The organism is Bacillus sp. BACIII (assembly GCF_057836745.1).
In genome coordinates this window covers 3,690,374-3,709,209 of the sequence record NZ_CM174437.1, presented here as the reverse complement: position 1 = coordinate 3,709,209, position 18,836 = coordinate 3,690,374, and the positions used below count along the sequence as shown (strand labels likewise).

The following is an 18,836-nucleotide window of genomic DNA, read 5'->3' as shown; positions in this document are numbered from 1 at the left end:
GTATACATATCAACCCAATATCATTCACCTAGGATTGTTACTGCAAACCGCAGGCAAAACCTAAATTGCGTCAGACCGGGGAAGACCTCCGTGTGCTGTGCAGTTTAGGTTTTTTTTATACCCTTTTTTGGAGGTGATGCTGATTTCATAACAAAAAAAGCCGGAGAAAGGCGGCCACCTTTCGTCCGGCAGTTCCCCCATTTTTAAGGAGGTATACTCATGGACTATCTTAAAATATCAAAAGAGATATTACAACTTGTCGGCGGGGAGGAGAATGTTCAAAGTGTCATCCATTGCATGACGCGGCTTCGTTTTAATCTGTACGACAATGCGAAAGCAGATCGGGACGGGCTGGAACAGACGGAAGGCGTGATGGGGACAAATATCAGCGGCGAGCAATTTCAGATCATTATCGGCAATCATGTGCCGAAGGTGTATCAGGCTTTGATGGAGTGCAGCAGGCTCAGCGATGAAAGCGCAAATAAAACTTCAAAGCAGAAGAAAAATGTGCTGAGTGCCGTGTTTGATGTGATTTCCGGCGTGTTTACACCGATTCTGCCGGCCATTGCCGGAGCGGGCATGATAAAAGGACTTGTCGCGTTAGCGGTGACATTCGGCTGGATGTCGGAGAAGAGCCAGACTCACAGCATTCTTACGGCTGTCGGTGATGGTGCGTTTTATTTTCTGCCGATTTTGCTTGCGGTAAGCGCGGCGAGGAAATTCAGATGTAATCCGTACGTGGCGGCTGCTGTGGCGGGTGCGATTTTGCATCCGGATTTGACGGCCTTGCTTGGGTCTGGGAAGAGCATCTCCTTTATCGGTCTTCCTGTAACCGTTGCCACGTATTCATCGACAGTCATTCCGATTTTGCTGGCGATCTGGCTGATGTCCTATGTGGAGAAGGGAATCGACCGAATCACTCCTTCTTCTTTGAAATTGATTGCCGTTCCGATGCTTACGCTTGTGATCGTCGTGCCTGTCACACTGATCACAGTCGGCCCGCTCGGCGCGATTCTCGGAAATGACCTGTCTGTCGGCGTCAATTATTTGTTCAGTCATGCGGGGATTGCCGCAATGATTCTGCTGGCCGGCACATTTTCGCTCATCATTATGACGGGGATGCATTATGCACTTGTGCCGATCATGATCAATAACATCGCTCAAAACGGACATGATTACATTCTGCCTGCGATGTTTTTGGCGAACATGGGGCAGGCCGGCGCGTCATTTGCGGTTTTCTTGAAATCAAAAAATAAAACCTTCAAATCACTCGCGTTTACGACGAGCATTACGGCTTTGATGGGCATAACCGAACCTGCCATGTACGGCGTCAACATGAGATTGAAAAAACCGTTCGCGGCTGCTTTAATCGGCGGCGCGGCCGGCGGCGCTTTTTACGGTGTAACGGGCGTCGCTTCCTACATTGTCGGCGGAAACGCGGGTCTGCCGAGCATTCCGGTCTTTATCGGGCCGACGTTTCTTTACGCGCTGATCGGGCTTTTTATCTCGTTTGCGGCGGGTATGGCGGCGGCACTGCTGATCGGATTTGAAGATGTACAGTCTGAACGGGACAAAGCATCTGAAACGCCGGGTGTGACGGCAGGCGGAGAAATCATTCACAGCCCGATTAAAGGCGAAGTGAAAGCATTAAGCGAAGTGAACGACAGCGTGTTTTCCGGTGGAATGATGGGAAAAGGTTTTGCGATTCTGCCTGAAGAGGGCGCAGCGGTTTCTCCCGTAGAAGGCAGGGTGACAGCCGTATTTAAAACAAAGCACGCCATCGGCATTACGAGTGCCCGGGGAGCCGAAATTCTCATTCATATCGGGCTTGATACGGTACGGCTGGATGGCAGGCATTTTGAAATGCACGTCAAAGAAGGCGATGCCGTCGCGCCGGGAGATCTGCTGATTACTTTTGATATCGAAGAGATAAGGGCTGCCGGCTTTGACGTGATGACGCCGGTCATCATTACGAATACGGATCAATATTTATTTACAGACGTGAAAAAACGCGGAATGGTCAAACCGAACGAAGCGCTGCTGGCGTTATCCTGAAAAAGAGGTGGAGAAAACATGAAGAGATTTCCGGAAGGTTTTTTATGGGGCGGCGCAACGGCTGCCAATCAGATTGAAGGAGCTTATAAAGAAGGCGGCAAAGGACTTTCTACGGCGGATGTCTCCCCGGACGGCATTATGTCTCCGTTTCATGAGACGGACGATGCGCTGAATCTGTATCACGACGCGATTGATTTTTATCACCGCTATCAAGAGGATATCGCCCTGTTTGCGGAGATGGGCTTTAAAGCGTTCCGCACCTCCATTGCATGGACGAGAATTTTTCCGAACGGCGATGAAACAGAACCGAACGAAGAAGGGCTGCAATTTTACGATCGTCTTTTTGACGAATTGAGAAAACATCAGATCGAACCGGTCGTCACGATTTCTCACTATGAGATGCCGCTCGGTCTGGTGAAAAACTACGGCGGCTGGCGAAACCGCCAAATGGTCGATTTCTATGAACGGTACGCCCGCACGGTTTTCACCCGTTATAAAGACAAAGTGAAATATTGGATGACATTCAATGAAATCAACGTCGTTCTCCACGCTCCGTTTACAGGAGGCGGTCTTATATTCCGGGAAGGCGAAAATAAACAAAACACGATGTACCAAGCAGCCCACCACCAATTTGTGGCGAGCGCGCTGGCGGTAAAAGCCGGCCATGAGATCATCCCGGATTCACAGATCGGCTGCATGATCGCCGCGACGACGACGTATCCGATGACGCCGAAGCCGGAGGATGTATATGCGGCATTGCAAAAAGAGCGGAGCACGCTGTTCTTTTCTGATGTGCAGGCGAGGGGCAGTTATCCGGGCTACATGAAGCGCTTCTTTAAAGAAAACGGAATTACGATCGAGATGAAGGAAGGAGACGAGGCGCTCCTGAAAGAACATACGGTGGATTACATCGGCTTCAGCTACTACATGTCGATGACGGCCAGCACGGCGCCTGAGGATCTGGCGCAAGCCAGGGGGAATCTTCTCGGCGGCGTGAAAAACCCGTACCTGAAATCTTCGGAATGGGGCTGGCAGATTGATCCGAAGGGATTGCGCATCACTTTAAACACGCTGTACGACCGTTATCAGAAACCGCTCTTTATCGTCGAAAACGGGCTCGGCGCGGTTGATGAGCCGGAGGAAGACGGAAGCATTCAGGATGAATACCGCATCGATTATCTGCGTGATCATTTAATAGAAGCAAGAGAGGCGATTGAAGACGGCGTCGACCTGATCGGCTACATGTCGTGGGGGCCGATTGACCTCGTCAGCGCCTCAACCGCAGAAATGAAAAAACGCTACGGCTATATTTATGTGGATCGCGGCAATGACGGAAAAGGCACGTTTGAAAGAAAGAAAAAGAAAAGTTTTTATTGGTATAAAGACGTCATCGCCACAAACGGAGAAAGTCTGTAAACACAATGTTCCGGAGAAAGCCGGCAAAATTGACATTCAGCAATGAGAGGAGGACAATAAAAGCAGAAAGGCGGGATTCATATGTTTAAAAAAATTCTTGCAGCAGTAGACGGTTCAGACATGAGCAGCAAAGCTCTGGATGCAGCGATCCATCTGGCGAAAGAACAGCAGGCGGAACTCACCATTCTCTATGCGGGACGTGAAGCCGTTGTCTCCACAACAGCTTTAACCGGCATTGTCTATGTTCCGGAAAACTTCATTGAAGACATCAAACATGAAGTCGCGCAAAAAGGAGCAGCCATTCTGGAAGATGCCAAGCAGAAAGCGGCGGAAAGCGGAGTTAACGCGGAAAGCCTGTACGTTCAAGGCGAACCTGCACATCAAATTTTAAACATAGCGAAAGAACAGCATTTCAATCTGATTGTCGTCGGAAGCCGCGGAATCAGCGGATTTAAAGAAATGATGCTCGGAAGCGTGAGCCACAAAGTCTCACAATTGTCTCCTTGCCCTGTACTGATCGTTCATTAACAGACGGCCCCGCTGATGCGGGGCTTTTTTTATGAGAAAAGACCGCCGGCTTTCGAAAAATAGGGTGATTTCTTCCTCTGAATCAAGTAAAATGGCTGTTAGTGTTTGTCTGAATAAACAGTCAATGATATGGAGGAAGCGAATCAATGCAAGCTAAACAAGCATCAAATGCCGTCATCAAAATGGTCATTTCCATGGTCATTTTCGGATCTATCGGCTTTTTCTCAGAACATACGAATGTGCCTTCAATTGAACTGGTCTTTGTGAGATGTCTGTGCGCCTCATTGTTTCTGGGCGTTTGCTGGTTTGGTTCCGGACGGTACCGCACCGAACAATGGAACCGGCGTGAGGTGCTGCAGACACTGGCCTGCGGATTTTTTCTCGTGCTGAACTGGGTGTTTTTATTTAAATCATTTGAGGAAACATCAGTGACGATAGCGATTTCCGTTTATCATTTGGCTCCGGTTCTCGTTCTTCTCCTTGGGAGTCTCATATACCGGGAGAAACTGCATCTTGTGTCCGTCAGTTCCATCGTGATTTGTTTTCTGGGCACCGCTCTGATTTCCGGCATCAACGGAAATACGTCATTTTCTCAGCTGATGGGATCGGGGATTATTTGGGCCGTCCTGGCCGCCCTTTTTTACGCCTTTACGACACTGGCCGGGAAAGGTATCAACAGCCTCAGCCCATATGCCGTCACCTGTATGCAGACCGGATTGGGCGTCATCATTCTTCTCCCGTTCGTCCGTTTCGGCGCTTTTTCTGATTTGTCGCAGGTGAACTGGATTATGATTGTATCGACCGGCATCATTCACACGGGAATTGTGTATTTGCTCTTTTTTGACAGCCTGCGGTTTTTATCCACCCGGTTTATTTCGATCATCGTATTTCTTGATCCGGCGGTGGCGATCGTGCTTGACACCGTGTTTACAGGATTTCGCCCCGATCTTTATCAATCTTTGGGGATTGTGATGATTTTTGCGGGGATGGCGCTGTCCTTGATTCGAAAGCATAAAGCCGTGCCGGCGGAGGCTCAGGCAGACAGCACCCGTATATAGGCGGCCGTATCGGCTGCTTTTTTTTATGTTTTGGGGCTTTTCAGCCACAACGAAAAAGCAGACAAACAGATCATGGAAAAAGAGGATAGTAATTGTATAATACTTCATGTATTTACAATTTAAGAGATTAAAGGAGTGAAGGGCATGATCAAGAAGACGCGTCATCTTGCTTTCTTAGCTGCACTCGGATTTGCGCTTTGTCTGGCCATCGTATGTTCCGCATCCAAGCAGGCAGAAGCGGCAGCGGCGTATCCGGATGTGATGCAGGGACTTACCGGATTTGCGGGAAATGCGAAGGATCATAACGGAAAAGCAAAATCCGCCGTATCGGGAGGCCAGGGCGGCCCCGTCGTCTACGTCAGCAATCTCAATGATTTGAAAAACAATGCGGGCGGGGCGGACCGCAAAACCATTGTCATCACAAGTGATATTTACTCCCCGGGTAAAGCTGTCGTGACAGTCGGCGCCAATAAAACCATCGTCGGCTCTTATACCAGCCACAGGCTGACCAACATCTATCTGACAACAGGCTCCGGCTCAAACAATGTGATTTTCAAAAATCTCATTATCGGCCATAGTGCAGCTATTACGGGCAACAACGACATTCCGATGTACATAGCGAACGGACAGAATTACTGGATTGACCACGTGTGGTTTGAAGGGCACAGCTACAATCCGAACAGCCACAGCGATTTGGGAAAGCTTCTGTATGTCGGCGCCAAAGCGGATTTTGTGACGCTGTCTAATTCTAAATTCTCCGATCATCTGTACGGCCTGATTCTCGGTTATCCGAATGATGATAACGAAGGACGCAATTATATCGGCTATCCGCATATGACGATCACCAACAACTATTTTAATAACGTCTATGTCCGTTCACCGGGCCTGATGAGATACGGCTATTTTCACGCGAAAAACAACTATGTGACCAATTTCAATTTAGGTTTCACCATTCACACAAACGCGACTGTCTTCTCAGAAGCCAACTACTTCGGCAACGGAAATGAAAAAGGCGGAATGATAGACGACTACGGGACGGCCCAATTCACCGATATCGGTTCATTCCCGTCGCTCAAAGCCCCGAAATCACCGAGCACCGGCTGGAATCCGAGATCCAATTACAGCTACGGCACGCTTTCAGCGCAGGATGCCAAAAACTTCGCCCAATCCTACGCGGGAGCACAAAATACAAATCTCCGCTATCCATAATACGAAAAACCGCCGGCAGCCGGCGGTTTTTTTATATGAGTAAAAGGTCATAAATTCCTATCATCCTTAAAATAACCTTAAATACCTAGGAAAATATTGATAAACAATTTCAATAATATTACTATTGTTAAGCCTATATTACAAAAGAAGGAGGAGAACCTATGAAAATAGGAAAAAAGAACAAGTGGAAAAAATGGCTGGCCGGCACTCTTGCGGCATCGCTTATGATTTCCATTGCGCCTGCCGATGTATTTGCGGCAGAAACGCGTGAAAAACAAGATCAAGTGAAAACCGCCGCCATTCCGGTAGCAGACCCGGAAAAAGATCTTCCGGCGGAAAAAGCATCCGAGCAGATGCCGTTTGATCAAAAAGATATCAATAAAGACGGTGAGATCACGTCTGAAAGAACTGAGAATACAAAACTTTATTATGAGGGCGAGGGTGTATACAAACAGGAAATCTACACAGACCCCATTCATACGAAAGAAACCGCCAATGCGGACTGGGAAGACATTTCTCCTGAATTGAAAACCGGCTCAAAGGAAGTCGGGACGGAAAATACAGTGCTGAACTCCGATTTTCTGAAGCAAATGAAAAACGGATTATACGCTACATTTGAACACGATGATCATAAGCTCACATACTCTTTAACCGGCGCAAAAGGCCCCGATCAGGCTGCAATCACTCCGACAGATGCCTCAGCAAAAGTCAAGGAAGACAGCAACGAGCTTACGTATCAGCAAGTGTTTCCTGCTATTGATTTACAAACCTACACATTTAACGAAAACATAAAAGAAGACCTTGTGCTTCACAAATACGAAGGCTACAATTCCTTCACCTTTCAAATCAAAACCGACCTTCAGGCTAAAGAACAGGAAGACGGCTCTATCGCGTTTTCTGATGATAAAGGCAATGTCGTCTACACCGTACCGAAGCCTTTTATGACCGACTCAGATCTCGACGAAAAGTCAGGCGAAGTCAGCAGGTCAGAAGATGTCAGCTTCAAGCTTGAAAAAAACAGCGAAGGCTACTTGCTCCATGTAACGGCCGATGAAAAATGGCTGAAAGATCCCAAGCGGGTTTATCCGGTATCTATTGACCCGTCAACATCAGTATCTGTGTCATCCGATACCTTTGTCATGAGCGCGTATCCGACGACAAACTACTCTGCCGCGTCGCAGAAATGGGACGCCGGATTGAAAGCATACGTGCTGAAAACGGGCTATTATGACGGCACAACCGGAACGAACTACGCATTTATGAAGTTTGATAATTTAAAGCCGATCAAAAACATGACGGTGACAAAAGCGACGCTTAAAGCATACACAGCCCACTCCTATTACGGATCAAAGGCGACGGGGCTTTGGCTCGACACCGTAAACAGCAATTACGACAATGCCAAGATCACGTGGAAGAATAAGCCGGGCTCCAAAAACATCGGCAAAGCCGAGGTCTATAAAGGCCAATGGGCAAGCTTCGATGTCACATCCGCAGTCAAGTCGTGGAACAGCGGCGGTGCCAATTACGGCTTTAAGCTTCACACAAACGGAAACGGAAAAGAATATTGGAAGAAGCTGATGTCATCAGCCAACTCTAATAAAAAACCTTATATCGAAGTGACATACACGATTCCGAAGGCGGACACGCCGTCTGTCAAAGCGTATCATAACGGAGATTCGACAGGATTTTTCAATATCAGCTGGAAAAAAGCTGAAGGCGCCAAAAGCTATAAAGTGTGGCTTTATAACGGGAAAGAATATCAAGCCATTTCTGTCGGAAATGCAACCTCTTGGAGCACAAAAGGAAAAAACATCTGGCCGACAAAAGCGGAAATTGATTCCGGTAAATATAAGCTGCATACAGACGGAAAAGGCGGAAGTGAATTAGCGCTTGACCCTTCACCGGTCTATAAAAACTCCGGCGGCAGCTATCCGGCAAGCAAAAATTACTGGGTCGCGGTCAGCGCGGTGTTTGACCAGGGAGAAGGCGCCATGTCTGCGGCTGCCAAGCCCGTCATTCCGAATATTGGCAGAGTTCAAAGGCCAAGCACGAAAGGTTTTAATAACAACAACGCAACAGGCTGGTTTGATCTTTCCTGGAAAGCCGTATCAGGCGCAGCCGGATATAAAATGCAAGTCTTTAACGGCAAAGGCTTTGAAACGCTTGACCTCGGAAATAAAACATCCTGGTCCACAAAAGATCAAAACATCTGGCCGACAAAGGCGGAAATCAGCGCCGGAAAATATGCGCTTCACCTGAAAGACAAAAAAGGCGCGGAATTGCCGATCAACCCGGGTCCCGTTTATAAAAATGCCGGAGGTGACGCAAACCGGAAAACCTACGGATTTAAAGTTATCGCCTATAACAAAGACGGAGAAGCGATTGCCTCACCGGAAGCTAGTCCGGCGCTGCCTGATATCGCAAAGCCGAAAAATCTGACAGGCTATGTCTATACGAACACGAAATCGAGCCAAACGGGTTATGTCAATCTCATATGGGATAAAGTCAAAAACGCCAAAGGCTACAAAATCAATATCTACAACGGAAAAGACTATCAATCATTTGATGTCGGGGATACCGATCATTGGACGACCCAAAACAAAAACATCTGGCCGTCAGCCGATGAAGTGAAAGCGGGAAAATTCCAGCTTCACACGGACGGAAAGGGCGGCGAACTGGCGCTTGACCCTTCACCTGTTTACGAAAACGCAAACGGCAATTACAAAGGAAAGAAGAACTATTCCTTCACGCTGACCGCCTATGACGCAAATGGTGACAGCATACCGACGGCACCTTTTAACCCTGTTTTCCATGAAGGGGCGGAATTCCTCGGAACGGAAGAATTCTGGTCCATTATTGACATTCCGGACGGACAGCTGAATGGCGCGACGGGAAATGTCATCGTCAATGAAGAAGATATGTCAATCGACGGACGCGGACCGGGGCTCGGACTCTCCCGGACCTTCAACAGCCTTGACAGCTCTGACCATATGTTCGGCCAAGGCTGGTATGCCGATGCGGAAACGTCGATCCTTTCTGAAGACGGCAGAGCCGTTTATATTGATGAGGACGCGACAACACATGTCTTCACGAAAAAATCTGACGGCACGTATCAGCCGCCGACGGGCGTTTATCTCGAACTGACGGAAACAAGCGATCAATTTGTATTAAAAACAAAAGATCAGACGAACGCTTATTTCAGCAAAAAAGGCGGCAAGCTCCAAAAAATCGTTGACGGACACAACAACACAACCGTATACGAGTATAACGACAGCAATCAGCTGACCGCCATAACAGACGCATCAGGGCGCAAGCTGACGTTTACCTATGATGAAAACGGCCATGTCACATCTTTAACAGGCCCGAAAAACAAAAAGATTTCGTATTCATATGACAAAGACCTTCTTAAAAAGGTGACGGATACTGACGGCAGCGTCACAAGCTATGACTATGATGCCGACGGGCGCCTCGTCAAGCAGTATTCCGCAAACAGTACGGATGACAAACCGCTGTTCACTGAATACCAATACAGCGGCCACCGCCTGGCTAAAGCCGTCAATGCGAAAAACGAAACGTATGATTACAGCTATGACGCCGGCAAAAAAACACTGCTCATGACACAGCCGAACGGCCGCAAAGTGCAGTACGGCTATAACGAGGCGGGCAACCCGATCCAGATGATCGATGATGCCGAAGGGCTGAAAATCACGACCAACACCGTATACGAAGGCAACAACGTCATTCAGGACACCGATCCGAACGACGCGGATGCGGGCAAAGCGACAGAAAGCTATCAATATGATAAAGACGGCAACGTCACAGCCGTAAAAGACAACTACGGCACCGAAACGTATCAGTACAACAAAAACAATGACGTAACGAAAATGAAGGATACCGAGGGGAATGTCACTGATATTGCATACGACGGACTGGATGCCGTTTCTGAAACCGATCAAAGCGGAAAATCCTCATCCGCCGCCGTGTATGACAAGTACGGAAATCTCATTCAATCAAGCAAAGAGCTGGCAGCTTCGGCAAGTCTGCTGAAAGACGGCAGCTTTGAAGGAACAAAGCTGGGCTGGAATCTCACCGCTACGAGAGACAGCGGAAGTATTGCGTCTGTAAAAGCAAGAAGCGGCGCGCTGTCCGGACAAAAAGCACTGGAGATCACCTCACAATCCGCTTCAGCCGGAACAGAGCACGGCCATGCGTCCGCAACGCAGGAAGTGCAGCTTGAGCCGAATACGACGTATACACTCAGCGGCCAGATCAAAACAGATCTGACAAAGGCGAGAGCGTATTTCAACATTGATCTGCGTGACAAAGACCAAAAACGAATTCAATGGATTCACAATGAATCAGGCGCATTAGCCGGAAAGAATGACTGGACGAAACGGCAAATCACCTTTACAACACCGGCCAATGCAGGAAAAGCCATCGTCTATATGGAAGTGGATCATAACGACAAGGACGGCAAAGGAAAAGCGTGGTTTGATCAGGTTCAGCTGGAAAAAGGCGAAGTCTCTTCAAGCTATAACCCGGTTCAAAACAGCAGTTTCACGGCCAAAGCAGACGGCTGGAGCACAAGCGGAGCCGCCGCTGACCTTGATGAAGGCTTCGATGATGACAGCTCATTAAAAGCGTCCCGCACAAATGCATCACAAGCCAATGCGGCCGCAAAACAAACCGTTACATTAGGCCAAAGCGCGGACGATAAGCCGGTATATATCACGCTGACAGGGATGTCCAAGGCAGACGGCGTGAAATTAACGAACGACAATGATTACGCGCTTCAGGCCGGCGTCACCTATGCGGACGGCACGACGGGCGTATACACCGCCAAATTCCCGCAGGGGACCCAGGAATGGAACCGGGGAGCGGCAGTCATTCCGAAAACAAAGCCGATCAATAAAATCGAAATCAGCATTCTGTTCCAAAAAAGCGCCACAGGAACGGCGTGGTTTGATGATATCCGTTTAATCGAAGGAAGCATCCTGACGAAAAACACCTATGACGAAAAAGGAAATTATGTCACAAAAGAAGAAGACGAACTAGGGTATGCAAGCACTGTTTCATATGACGAGACTGGCAAGAAAACATCTGAAACCGACGCGAAAGGCGAAACAACCGCCTACGAATACGATCAGGCAGACCAGCTGACAAAGCTGACCCTGTCAAACGGCACATCCATCCTTCACAGCTATGACAAGGAAGGAAATGAGCTGACAAAAACGATTCGGGCCGGCGCAGACCAGACCTATCAATATGAATATGACGTCATGGGCAAGCTCGTCAAAACAACCGACCCGCTCGGCAATGTACTGAAGAGTGAATATGACGCCAACAGCAACTTGACGAAAACCGTTTCCGCCAACGGCAATGAAGTGTCGCTGACCTATGACGGCACAGACCGGGTTAAGTCAAAAGCGTATAACGGCACTGAAAAATACAACTTTACCTATGACAAAAACGGCAATGAAACGTCGGTCACAAACAAAGAACAAAATACAACGAAAAAACGCACCTTTGACAACAAAAACCGCCTGACCGAATTAACCGACCGCGGCGGCAGCCAAAACTGGACGTATCCGGCTGATTCGGATAAGCTGAAAACTTTCTCATGGAGCCATGGCGGCCAAAAAGGAACAAACAGCTTTACGTACAACAAACTTGATCAAATGATTGAAATGAAAGACGGCACTTCAGCTTATACATTTGATTATGATGAAAACGGCAATGTCCAGACATTCATCAGCGGCAATGAAGTCGGCACGAGCTTCTCGTATGATGAGCGAAATCTCGTCAGCTCTCTTCATATCGGAGCGAAAAACGGCGGCAGCATCTTCCGGGAAAGCTATGAATATGACGCCAACGGCAACCGCACGGTCATCGACAGCTCAGCGGGCGGAAAGGTGCAGTACGAATACGGCAAGCTCAATCAGCTCGTCAAAGAAACTCATGAAGACGGCACCGTCATTCAATATACGTACGACGGCTTCGGCAACCGGACAAACGTCACCACAACAAAGGACGGCGCAAGCAAATCAGTCAACGCATCCTTCAACATCATGAACCAGCTGACGAAGGTGAATGACGAAGACCTGTCCTACGATAAAAACGGCAACCGCACATCCGACGGCAAATACACATATACGTGGGACGCGGAAGACAACCTGACCGCCGTTACAAAAAAAGGCGAAGACAAACCGTTCGCAACATATAAGTATGACGAAAAAGGAAACAGAATCCAAAAAACCGTCAACGGAAAAGTTACGAACTACTTCTACGACGGAGACAGCCTGAACGTCCTGTATGAAACAGACGCCGACGACAACGTCACAAAATCATACACGTACGGTGACAGCGGCCAGCTGTTATCCTATACAGAGAACGGCAAGAAATATTTCTATCACTACAACGCACACGGTGACGTCATCGCGATCTCAGACAGCACCGGAAAAACCGTTGCCAAATATCAGTACGACGCGTGGGGAAATCCGACAAAAACCGAAGCGAGCGACGAAGTAAAAGACAACCGCTACCGCTACGCAGGCTACCAATACGACGAAGAAACCGGCTTGTACTATCTCATGGCCCGCTACTACGAACCAAGAAACGGCGTATTCCTATCACTCGACCCAGACCCGGGCAGCGACGGAGATTCGCTGGATCAGAATGGGTATACTTATGGAAACAACAACCCAGTCATGAACGTCGATCCGGATGGGCATTGGGTGTGGATGGTAGTAGGTGCTTTAATTGGAGGAGTCTCTTCTTACAAAGCAGCGAAGGCAAAGGGAGCAAGAGGTTGGAGGTTAGTTGGATCTGTAGCCTTAGGTGCCGCTGGCGGAGCAATCGGAGGAAACTATCTACGAGTAGGACGTACTCTATATAAGGCTGGAAAATTATCTAAAACATATTGGAATGCTAGAAAAGTCGCAAAGGCAAACAAAGGTGTGATTAAGAGAGCTAAAACTAAGAAAGGTTGGGTAGTTACTACTAAAAAACATACAGTAAGATTAATGGGGAAGAATTCTGGTCAGCGAAAAAAACCTTACTATAGAATGTCAGTTAGAAATAAAGGACCTTTAAATGCAAAAGGGCATTTCTCAAATAATCCTTATGAGACTCATATAAAGTTAAGATGGTCATCACATCGAAATATAAATAAACGCTTACGCAGTAAGTCACACAGATGATATTAGTATAAATGTATAGCTCTAAGTTTTGATCCATTTAGGGGTTAATAATAGCAATTAACATAGATAGAGATGCAGATGGTTATACAGATGAAATCTATTTATAGATATTTTCTAAGTTGCCATCTGCATTATCATACCCTTTTACTTAAATAAAGTGAGGAGAATGTTATAACATGAACAGTATTGAACAATGGATAGACTATATAAATCATGATGTTAATTGCTTTTTGCACGATATTAATTTTGAATACTTAGAGAATAGATTAACTCTTTATTTCAAGGTATATGATGGAGGAGAAAAAGCCACTTTAAAAGAAATTACATTTAAAGATGTAAACGGAATTTATTTCGGTGTTAATAACAAGTTGGATAAAACTATGCCCAGTGATGCTAATTGGTACCTTGAAGAAATCAGTTATTTCAAAGAGGGAATTGGAAAAATGCAAAATGGTATATTAGGTGATCAAGTCTCAAGTGCTAATTTTCTTATAGAAATTAACGGAACTTTACTTGCTATAGAATGTAAATATATATACTTTGATTCTAAAGAATATCAAGTGTTTAATTATCACGAGAAAACTGAAAAAAATCAAAAGAGTCATATAGTGGCTGGAATCAAAAAAATCTTTTCAAGGAGGGAGGATTCAGGTGAATAATCCATTACAAAAGCTACTGATTGATTCGGAATGCATCGTATTAAAAACAGATTTTCATTTCTTTAAAAAAGAGTTTATTCTTCATTTGGAAGTGAATACGAAAGGAAAGAAGCAACAGCATTGTATTGAATTCAAAAATGTATCATCATTATTTTTTTATGCGGGCAAGGAATCATCTTTAGATGGAGTCAATGCAGAGAAAAGATGGAGGTTACATTCGTTCTCATGCTATCCTCAGGGGATTGGAACAATATATCACCCTTTAATTGAAGATTATGAATCGAATGCAAACATTTTGATTGGGATTAACCAAGCAGTCTATGCAATTGAAACTGAACGGGTGATCTTTGATTCAACTGAAATATATGCATCAGATAAAGATTGTTCGTAACGAAGAATTTATCTAGATGGTTTTGAAAGGTAATTCCTCTCTTGTGAGGTCTGGCTTTACATTTGTCTTAATAAAAGAGGCAGGAGATGACCATGTACAAAACAATAAATGAATGGGTAGATTACATAGATGGGGGGTGCAGTGTCCTTCATTTAGATTTTAATGTGTTTAAAAAAGAACTCTCATTTGATATTAAGGTTTTTGAAAGTGAAGCTGAATATACGCATAAAATATTATTCCAAAATACAGCATCTGTTTATTTTAGTGCAGATATTGGTGATATGAGATTAGAAAAAATAGATCCGGAAGAATACAATTGGCAAGTATTTGAGATGAGTTACCACCCGGAAGGAATCGGAAATCTATCAAATGCTGTAATTCCGGAGTATCAATCAAATGCTAACTTTCTTATTAATATGAACAGCATGCTGATTGCTGTAGAAGCTGAAACCGTTCGCTTTGATGATCAATCATTTTATGCGTATCATTCGAAATCATAAATAAACAAATAAGAGAGGTTCCCAGCCTCTCTTTTCTTACAAATAAAACCGCTTTTACGCGGGAAACCGTTTGCGGAGGTAATATGAGCCGTCCTTTACATTTACAAAAAGAATCATTGAGGGCTATAGGGAATCTGGATGTGATTAACCCGTTGAAATACAACTCAATATATTCATGTGATCTAGTGAGTAAAGATACTTTTTTCCAATTAATGAATGACTTAGAATTCGAAACAGTTCTGATAGAAGTAATGGCATCACCTTCTTTTATTGAGGGATGGAAGAAGAAGGTTGAAAAGAAAATGATACATATGAATACGATATCGAAAAAGTTAATTCATATTGAATGTGGTCTGACAAAAGAAGAATTGATGGCAGACCACTTATTGGATGAATTATATTTTTTAGCATCGATCAATGATTTTGTTGTTATAATAGCAAACCCTTTCAACAATAAGTCCTACATGAATCCGAACACTCAAAAGGTTGATGTTACTACTGAAAATAATGAAAAAATCATTTGGTTTGAATACGATGCAGCAGATTTATATATCATTGCTTAATTTAATATAAATCCAGATTCTTAATCAACGGAGTGTTGCTGATGTTAGAACTTACCGCAGAGCGTGTTGGGTCATATGAAAGGGAAAATATCATTTATTTCAATGCGGGCCGGGATGATCAGGTATTTATTGTGTCGGTGCACGATGACAAAGTAATATTGGAGGTTATGAAAGGCAGCTCTCTTTTAATCAAAAAAGAGTTACACGGATTTTCTGAAGATGCCCATTTCTATCTGGTTGATTCGTATGATGACACTATCGTTATCGTTTACCTGGAAAATCATACGTGTCAATTGGCTGCATACTGCGTAAACAGTAATAAAATCAATCCGATTTGTTCTTTTCTATTAAGCGCCAATGTATTTCATCTGAGTGAGGATGGGTTATTATGGATCGGATTAACAGACGAGGGTATGTATGATGAGAGGAATCCTCAAGGAAAAGCGATATTTGCTTTTCATACAGAAGACAGAACGTTTTATTTTGAAGACGATTTTAAAGAAATGATGCATGAATGCTATGCCGTACAATCGATCAAATCTGATTTGTATGTATGTTTTGAGGGAGAGGATTGCTGTATCATCGGGCATTATCAGGTTGGACGTGACAGAATTCGTACTGTTGCAGAATATGTGCTGGACGGCGATCAATACTCCTATTGTGATCAGCTGTCCGTTTCGAAAAAAAGGGTGCTTCTGATTCAGAGTCACGAGGATAACCTATTTGCATTTCATGAAGAGAACAAAGGCTTATCAGAGACTGACGTCATGATACACGGTATTGATAGAAAAGGAAAAACAACGTACAGAGCCGTACAGGACCGTATGTTTATCTTTAATGATAACGATTTATATCTGGTAAAGTTTTGATGGTTCTGTGCAGCATGAAAGTATCCTGTAAGGAAGTGCTCAGTGATGAGAGAAAAGTTAATTGAAAAGCTTGAGGAAAACAAGAGGAATCTTTTAATGAAACATGTTTGTACCGAATTAAAATCTTGTGAAGAATCAGGATTTGTTTATCAATTTGCTGACGCAGATCAAAGCAGGCAGATATTAGAGACCGTATTATCGAATTCTTTCCAAAGTGCAGTGCGTGAAGTTGATATAAGCGACAGGGAGACAGCCGTATCGCTTATTTTAGAAAACATTGCGGATATGGGGGTTGAACGGATGAATGATATTGTTTATCTGTTTCATCCGTATAGTAATGAAGTCGGTGCTATCAAATGTGCGCTGAAGGATTGTGCAAGTCATCTGCACTGTCTCATGGATTTTATAGATTTTGAAGGCCGGCTGCTTTCTAACAGCTTTATTGTAGTGGAGCCGTCCTTCTCATTTTCTGTCTGTTTATTTCACACAGAATACGGCTGTGAGCTTGTGTGTAAACCGCCGAAAAGAGGTACAAAATGCATCCCTTTTTTATAAAGAACACAAAGGAATTGGCGATTTTTCAATCCCAAATATATTCCTTATTTCATGAAAATAAAACGTTGCCCGAACAAGTATTTAAACAACAAAAACATTATTATCTATTCGAGGAATTCCACTGGGTCTTGTCTGAAGAAGGCTGGGAGATGCTCAAAAGTTTGGCGCATCATCATCACGATGAATTTATCTTAATGGCCGTTCTGGCACAACCGGATGATATGAATCGGTTTTACGAGGAATTCGGATATTTTAACTGGTTAAAGATTCCTTTAAATATAACCGAAGATGAATATCTTTCAATCCTAACTGATTATCCAAAGCACAGTAAAAATGACAGCATAATGAATATTGCATCCCGCGTCGTATGGGCTTCACCAACTTTAAAGTGGGCGATTTATGGAGAGAGAGATTTTGAAATCTGTATTCTAGGAATTGATCAGGAGACTGCGGGAAAAACGTTAGGATCATGGAGGCCCTTAGATGATCGTGTTTTAGACTGGGTATCAGTTGTATTCCCGGATCAGATCGTTCCGGATGAATTTCAAAAAAAGCTCGCCACGCATTATAAATAGCAAGGGGCAATGACATGAAAATAAAAATGAACAAGCTATTCGAAGAATCAGTAAAAGGATGTTTTTGTCATTTTGATAACTGCGGGCGTCTGTATCTAGGAAGGCATCAGAATGACGGTCTTTCGTTTACGATCATCGACGAATCGGGGAATAGCCGAGTGATTCATATCGATGAACAAATTCTGTGTGAGGATATTATGCTGTTTCAACAGAGTTTGGCTGATAGGTATGTGCTGATTTTCTTTGAATCGCATGAGTATAAAGTGAAAGTATTTTCAGCAGATGGAACAGAACAATGTGCATTTTCTCTGCCTTCAGGGGTTTCATGCAGTCTTTTGGACGAAAAACAAAACCTGTGGATCGGTTTAAGTGATGAAGGTATCTATAGTGATGAAAACCCTGAGGGGCACAGTGTGCTGTGCTATTCATTAGATGGCCGGCTGAAGAAAACTCACATTGATCAGCAGCTTTCGGAAATATACGCGCCCGCGGCAGATGACTGCTATGCACTTGCAGAAAAAGACGGACTGATCTACATGCTGTATTACTCTTATACAGTCATTGCTGCGTTTGATGAAACCGAAGTGAAACGAGTGTGGATTATTTCTGATAAAACATATTCCGGGGTTTACGACCAGCTAGCGATTTCAAATGACGGGTTTTGGGTATGCAAAGATGATCATTCACTGTTTCTCATTCCGGCTGATATCAGTCTGCCGATGCAAGAGGTGACGTGCTGTGATCCGGATGGCTATGAGCTTTCCGGGCATCAGCTGAAGCTGACTGGCAATGCCATTTACGCGGTCTCGAATTCGGGGATTTATAAGCGGGATATCAGTAATGGGAAAATAAAATGAATTCTTCTTGGCTAAATAAGATGTTAAGATCCAACAGATATTCTTTAAATAATGACGTCATCAGAAACTTGAAATTACACAAAAAAGAATTAGAGGGTCCGCTGCCTTCAGATGCAGGAAAATTTGAAGAAGACTTTGAGGGTGCTGCCTGCGCTGGGGATTTTTATGAATACTTCGCGTTTGTCTGCGGCAGCTTAGATTTTGTTTTGGCGAATAAACAAATGCCTGCGCGGCAGCGTAAAGCCTTATATAAATCCTTTTTTGAGCTTTATCCGCAATATGCACAGCTGAAAAACGCTTTAACAGATTATCCGGAGCTCAGCCGGGAAATCGGGCGGCACGAGCGGGTGAGAAGGCTGTTGGTCAGCATTTTAAACAAGAAATGAAAGGCAGGCTTCTGAC

The 18,836-nt window shown here is 44.8% G+C and carries 15 protein-coding genes; all 15 read left to right on the top strand.

The genetic code is table 11. From position 1 onward, the window contains the following. Window positions 1–219 precede the first annotated feature (219 nt). The 15 genes from ACXN9U_RS18270 to ACXN9U_RS18200 all read left to right on the top strand — a co-directional run bounded on the left by ACXN9U_RS18270 (window position 220) and on the right by ACXN9U_RS18200 (window position 18,820). Window positions 220–2,055, top strand: coding sequence for a beta-glucoside-specific PTS transporter subunit IIABC (locus tag ACXN9U_RS18270; protein WP_489202005.1), 1,836 nt, complete (start codon window positions 220–222; stop codon window positions 2,053–2,055). Window positions 2,056–2,073: 18 nt separating this feature from the next. After that, a complete protein-coding gene (gene bglH / locus ACXN9U_RS18265; protein WP_489202004.1) occupies window positions 2,074–3,471 on the top strand; it encodes an aryl-phospho-beta-d-glucosidase in 1,398 nt (465 codons plus the stop codon). 81 nt (window positions 3,472–3,552) lie between these two features. Then, window positions 3,553–3,999 (top strand): universal stress protein, encoded by a 447-nt coding sequence (locus ACXN9U_RS18260; RefSeq protein ID WP_049627663.1) that lies wholly within the window; start codon window positions 3,553–3,555, stop codon window positions 3,997–3,999. Window positions 4,000–4,145: 146 nt separating this feature from the next. Further along, window positions 4,146–5,057: a DMT family transporter gene (locus ACXN9U_RS18255; RefSeq protein WP_060963903.1), complete on the top strand. Its 912-nt coding sequence runs from the start codon at window positions 4,146–4,148 to the stop codon at window positions 5,055–5,057. 144 nt (window positions 5,058–5,201) lie between these two features. Then, on the top strand, window positions 5,202–6,266 hold the full coding sequence (locus ACXN9U_RS18250; protein WP_489202003.1) for a polysaccharide lyase family 1 protein: 1,065 nt from the start codon (window positions 5,202–5,204) through the stop codon (window positions 6,264–6,266). Window positions 6,267–6,427: 161 nt separating this feature from the next. Then, complete coding sequence (locus ACXN9U_RS18245) at window positions 6,428–13,465, top strand: DNRLRE domain-containing protein (RefSeq protein ID WP_489202002.1); 7,038 nt, start codon at window positions 6,428–6,430, stop codon at window positions 13,463–13,465. 176 nt (window positions 13,466–13,641) lie between these two features. Then, a complete protein-coding gene (locus tag ACXN9U_RS18240; RefSeq protein ID WP_060963906.1) occupies window positions 13,642–14,124 on the top strand; it encodes a YxiG family protein in 483 nt (160 codons plus the stop codon). Next, the gene (locus ACXN9U_RS18235; protein WP_060963907.1) at window positions 14,117–14,515 is read left to right on the top strand and encodes a YxiG family protein; all 399 of its coding nucleotides are present in this window, start codon (window positions 14,117–14,119) and stop codon (window positions 14,513–14,515) included. Before ACXN9U_RS18240 ends, ACXN9U_RS18235 begins: the two co-directional genes overlap by 8 nt. Window positions 14,516–14,601: 86 nt before the next feature. Then, window positions 14,602–15,015, top strand: coding sequence for a YxiG family protein (locus ACXN9U_RS18230; protein ID WP_060963908.1), 414 nt, complete (start codon window positions 14,602–14,604; stop codon window positions 15,013–15,015). A gap of 83 nt (window positions 15,016–15,098) precedes the next feature. Next, entirely contained in the window at window positions 15,099–15,578 is a 480-nt protein-coding gene (locus tag ACXN9U_RS18225; protein WP_060963909.1) for a hypothetical protein, read from the top strand. A gap of 41 nt (window positions 15,579–15,619) precedes the next feature. Further along, the gene (locus ACXN9U_RS18220; protein WP_060963910.1) at window positions 15,620–16,447 is read left to right on the top strand and encodes a hypothetical protein; all 828 of its coding nucleotides are present in this window, start codon (window positions 15,620–15,622) and stop codon (window positions 16,445–16,447) included. 96 nt (window positions 16,448–16,543) lie between these two features. Further along, a complete protein-coding gene (locus tag ACXN9U_RS18215; protein WP_235588369.1) occupies window positions 16,544–17,002 on the top strand; it encodes a YxiF family protein in 459 nt (152 codons plus the stop codon). Further along, window positions 16,984–17,577, top strand: coding sequence for a hypothetical protein (locus ACXN9U_RS18210; protein ID WP_060963912.1), 594 nt, complete (start codon window positions 16,984–16,986; stop codon window positions 17,575–17,577). Before ACXN9U_RS18215 ends, ACXN9U_RS18210 begins: the two co-directional genes overlap by 19 nt. Before the next feature lie 14 nt (window positions 17,578–17,591). Next, window positions 17,592–18,434: a DNA-binding protein gene (locus ACXN9U_RS18205; protein WP_101605348.1), complete on the top strand. Its 843-nt coding sequence runs from the start codon at window positions 17,592–17,594 to the stop codon at window positions 18,432–18,434. A 20-nt stretch (window positions 18,435–18,454) separates the two neighbouring features. Continuing rightward, window positions 18,455–18,820 carry a YxiJ family protein gene (locus tag ACXN9U_RS18200; protein ID WP_060965092.1) on the top strand — a complete coding sequence of 122 codons (366 nt, stop codon included), beginning with the start codon at window positions 18,455–18,457 and terminating at the stop codon, window positions 18,818–18,820. Window positions 18,821–18,836: the final 16 nt, after the last annotated feature.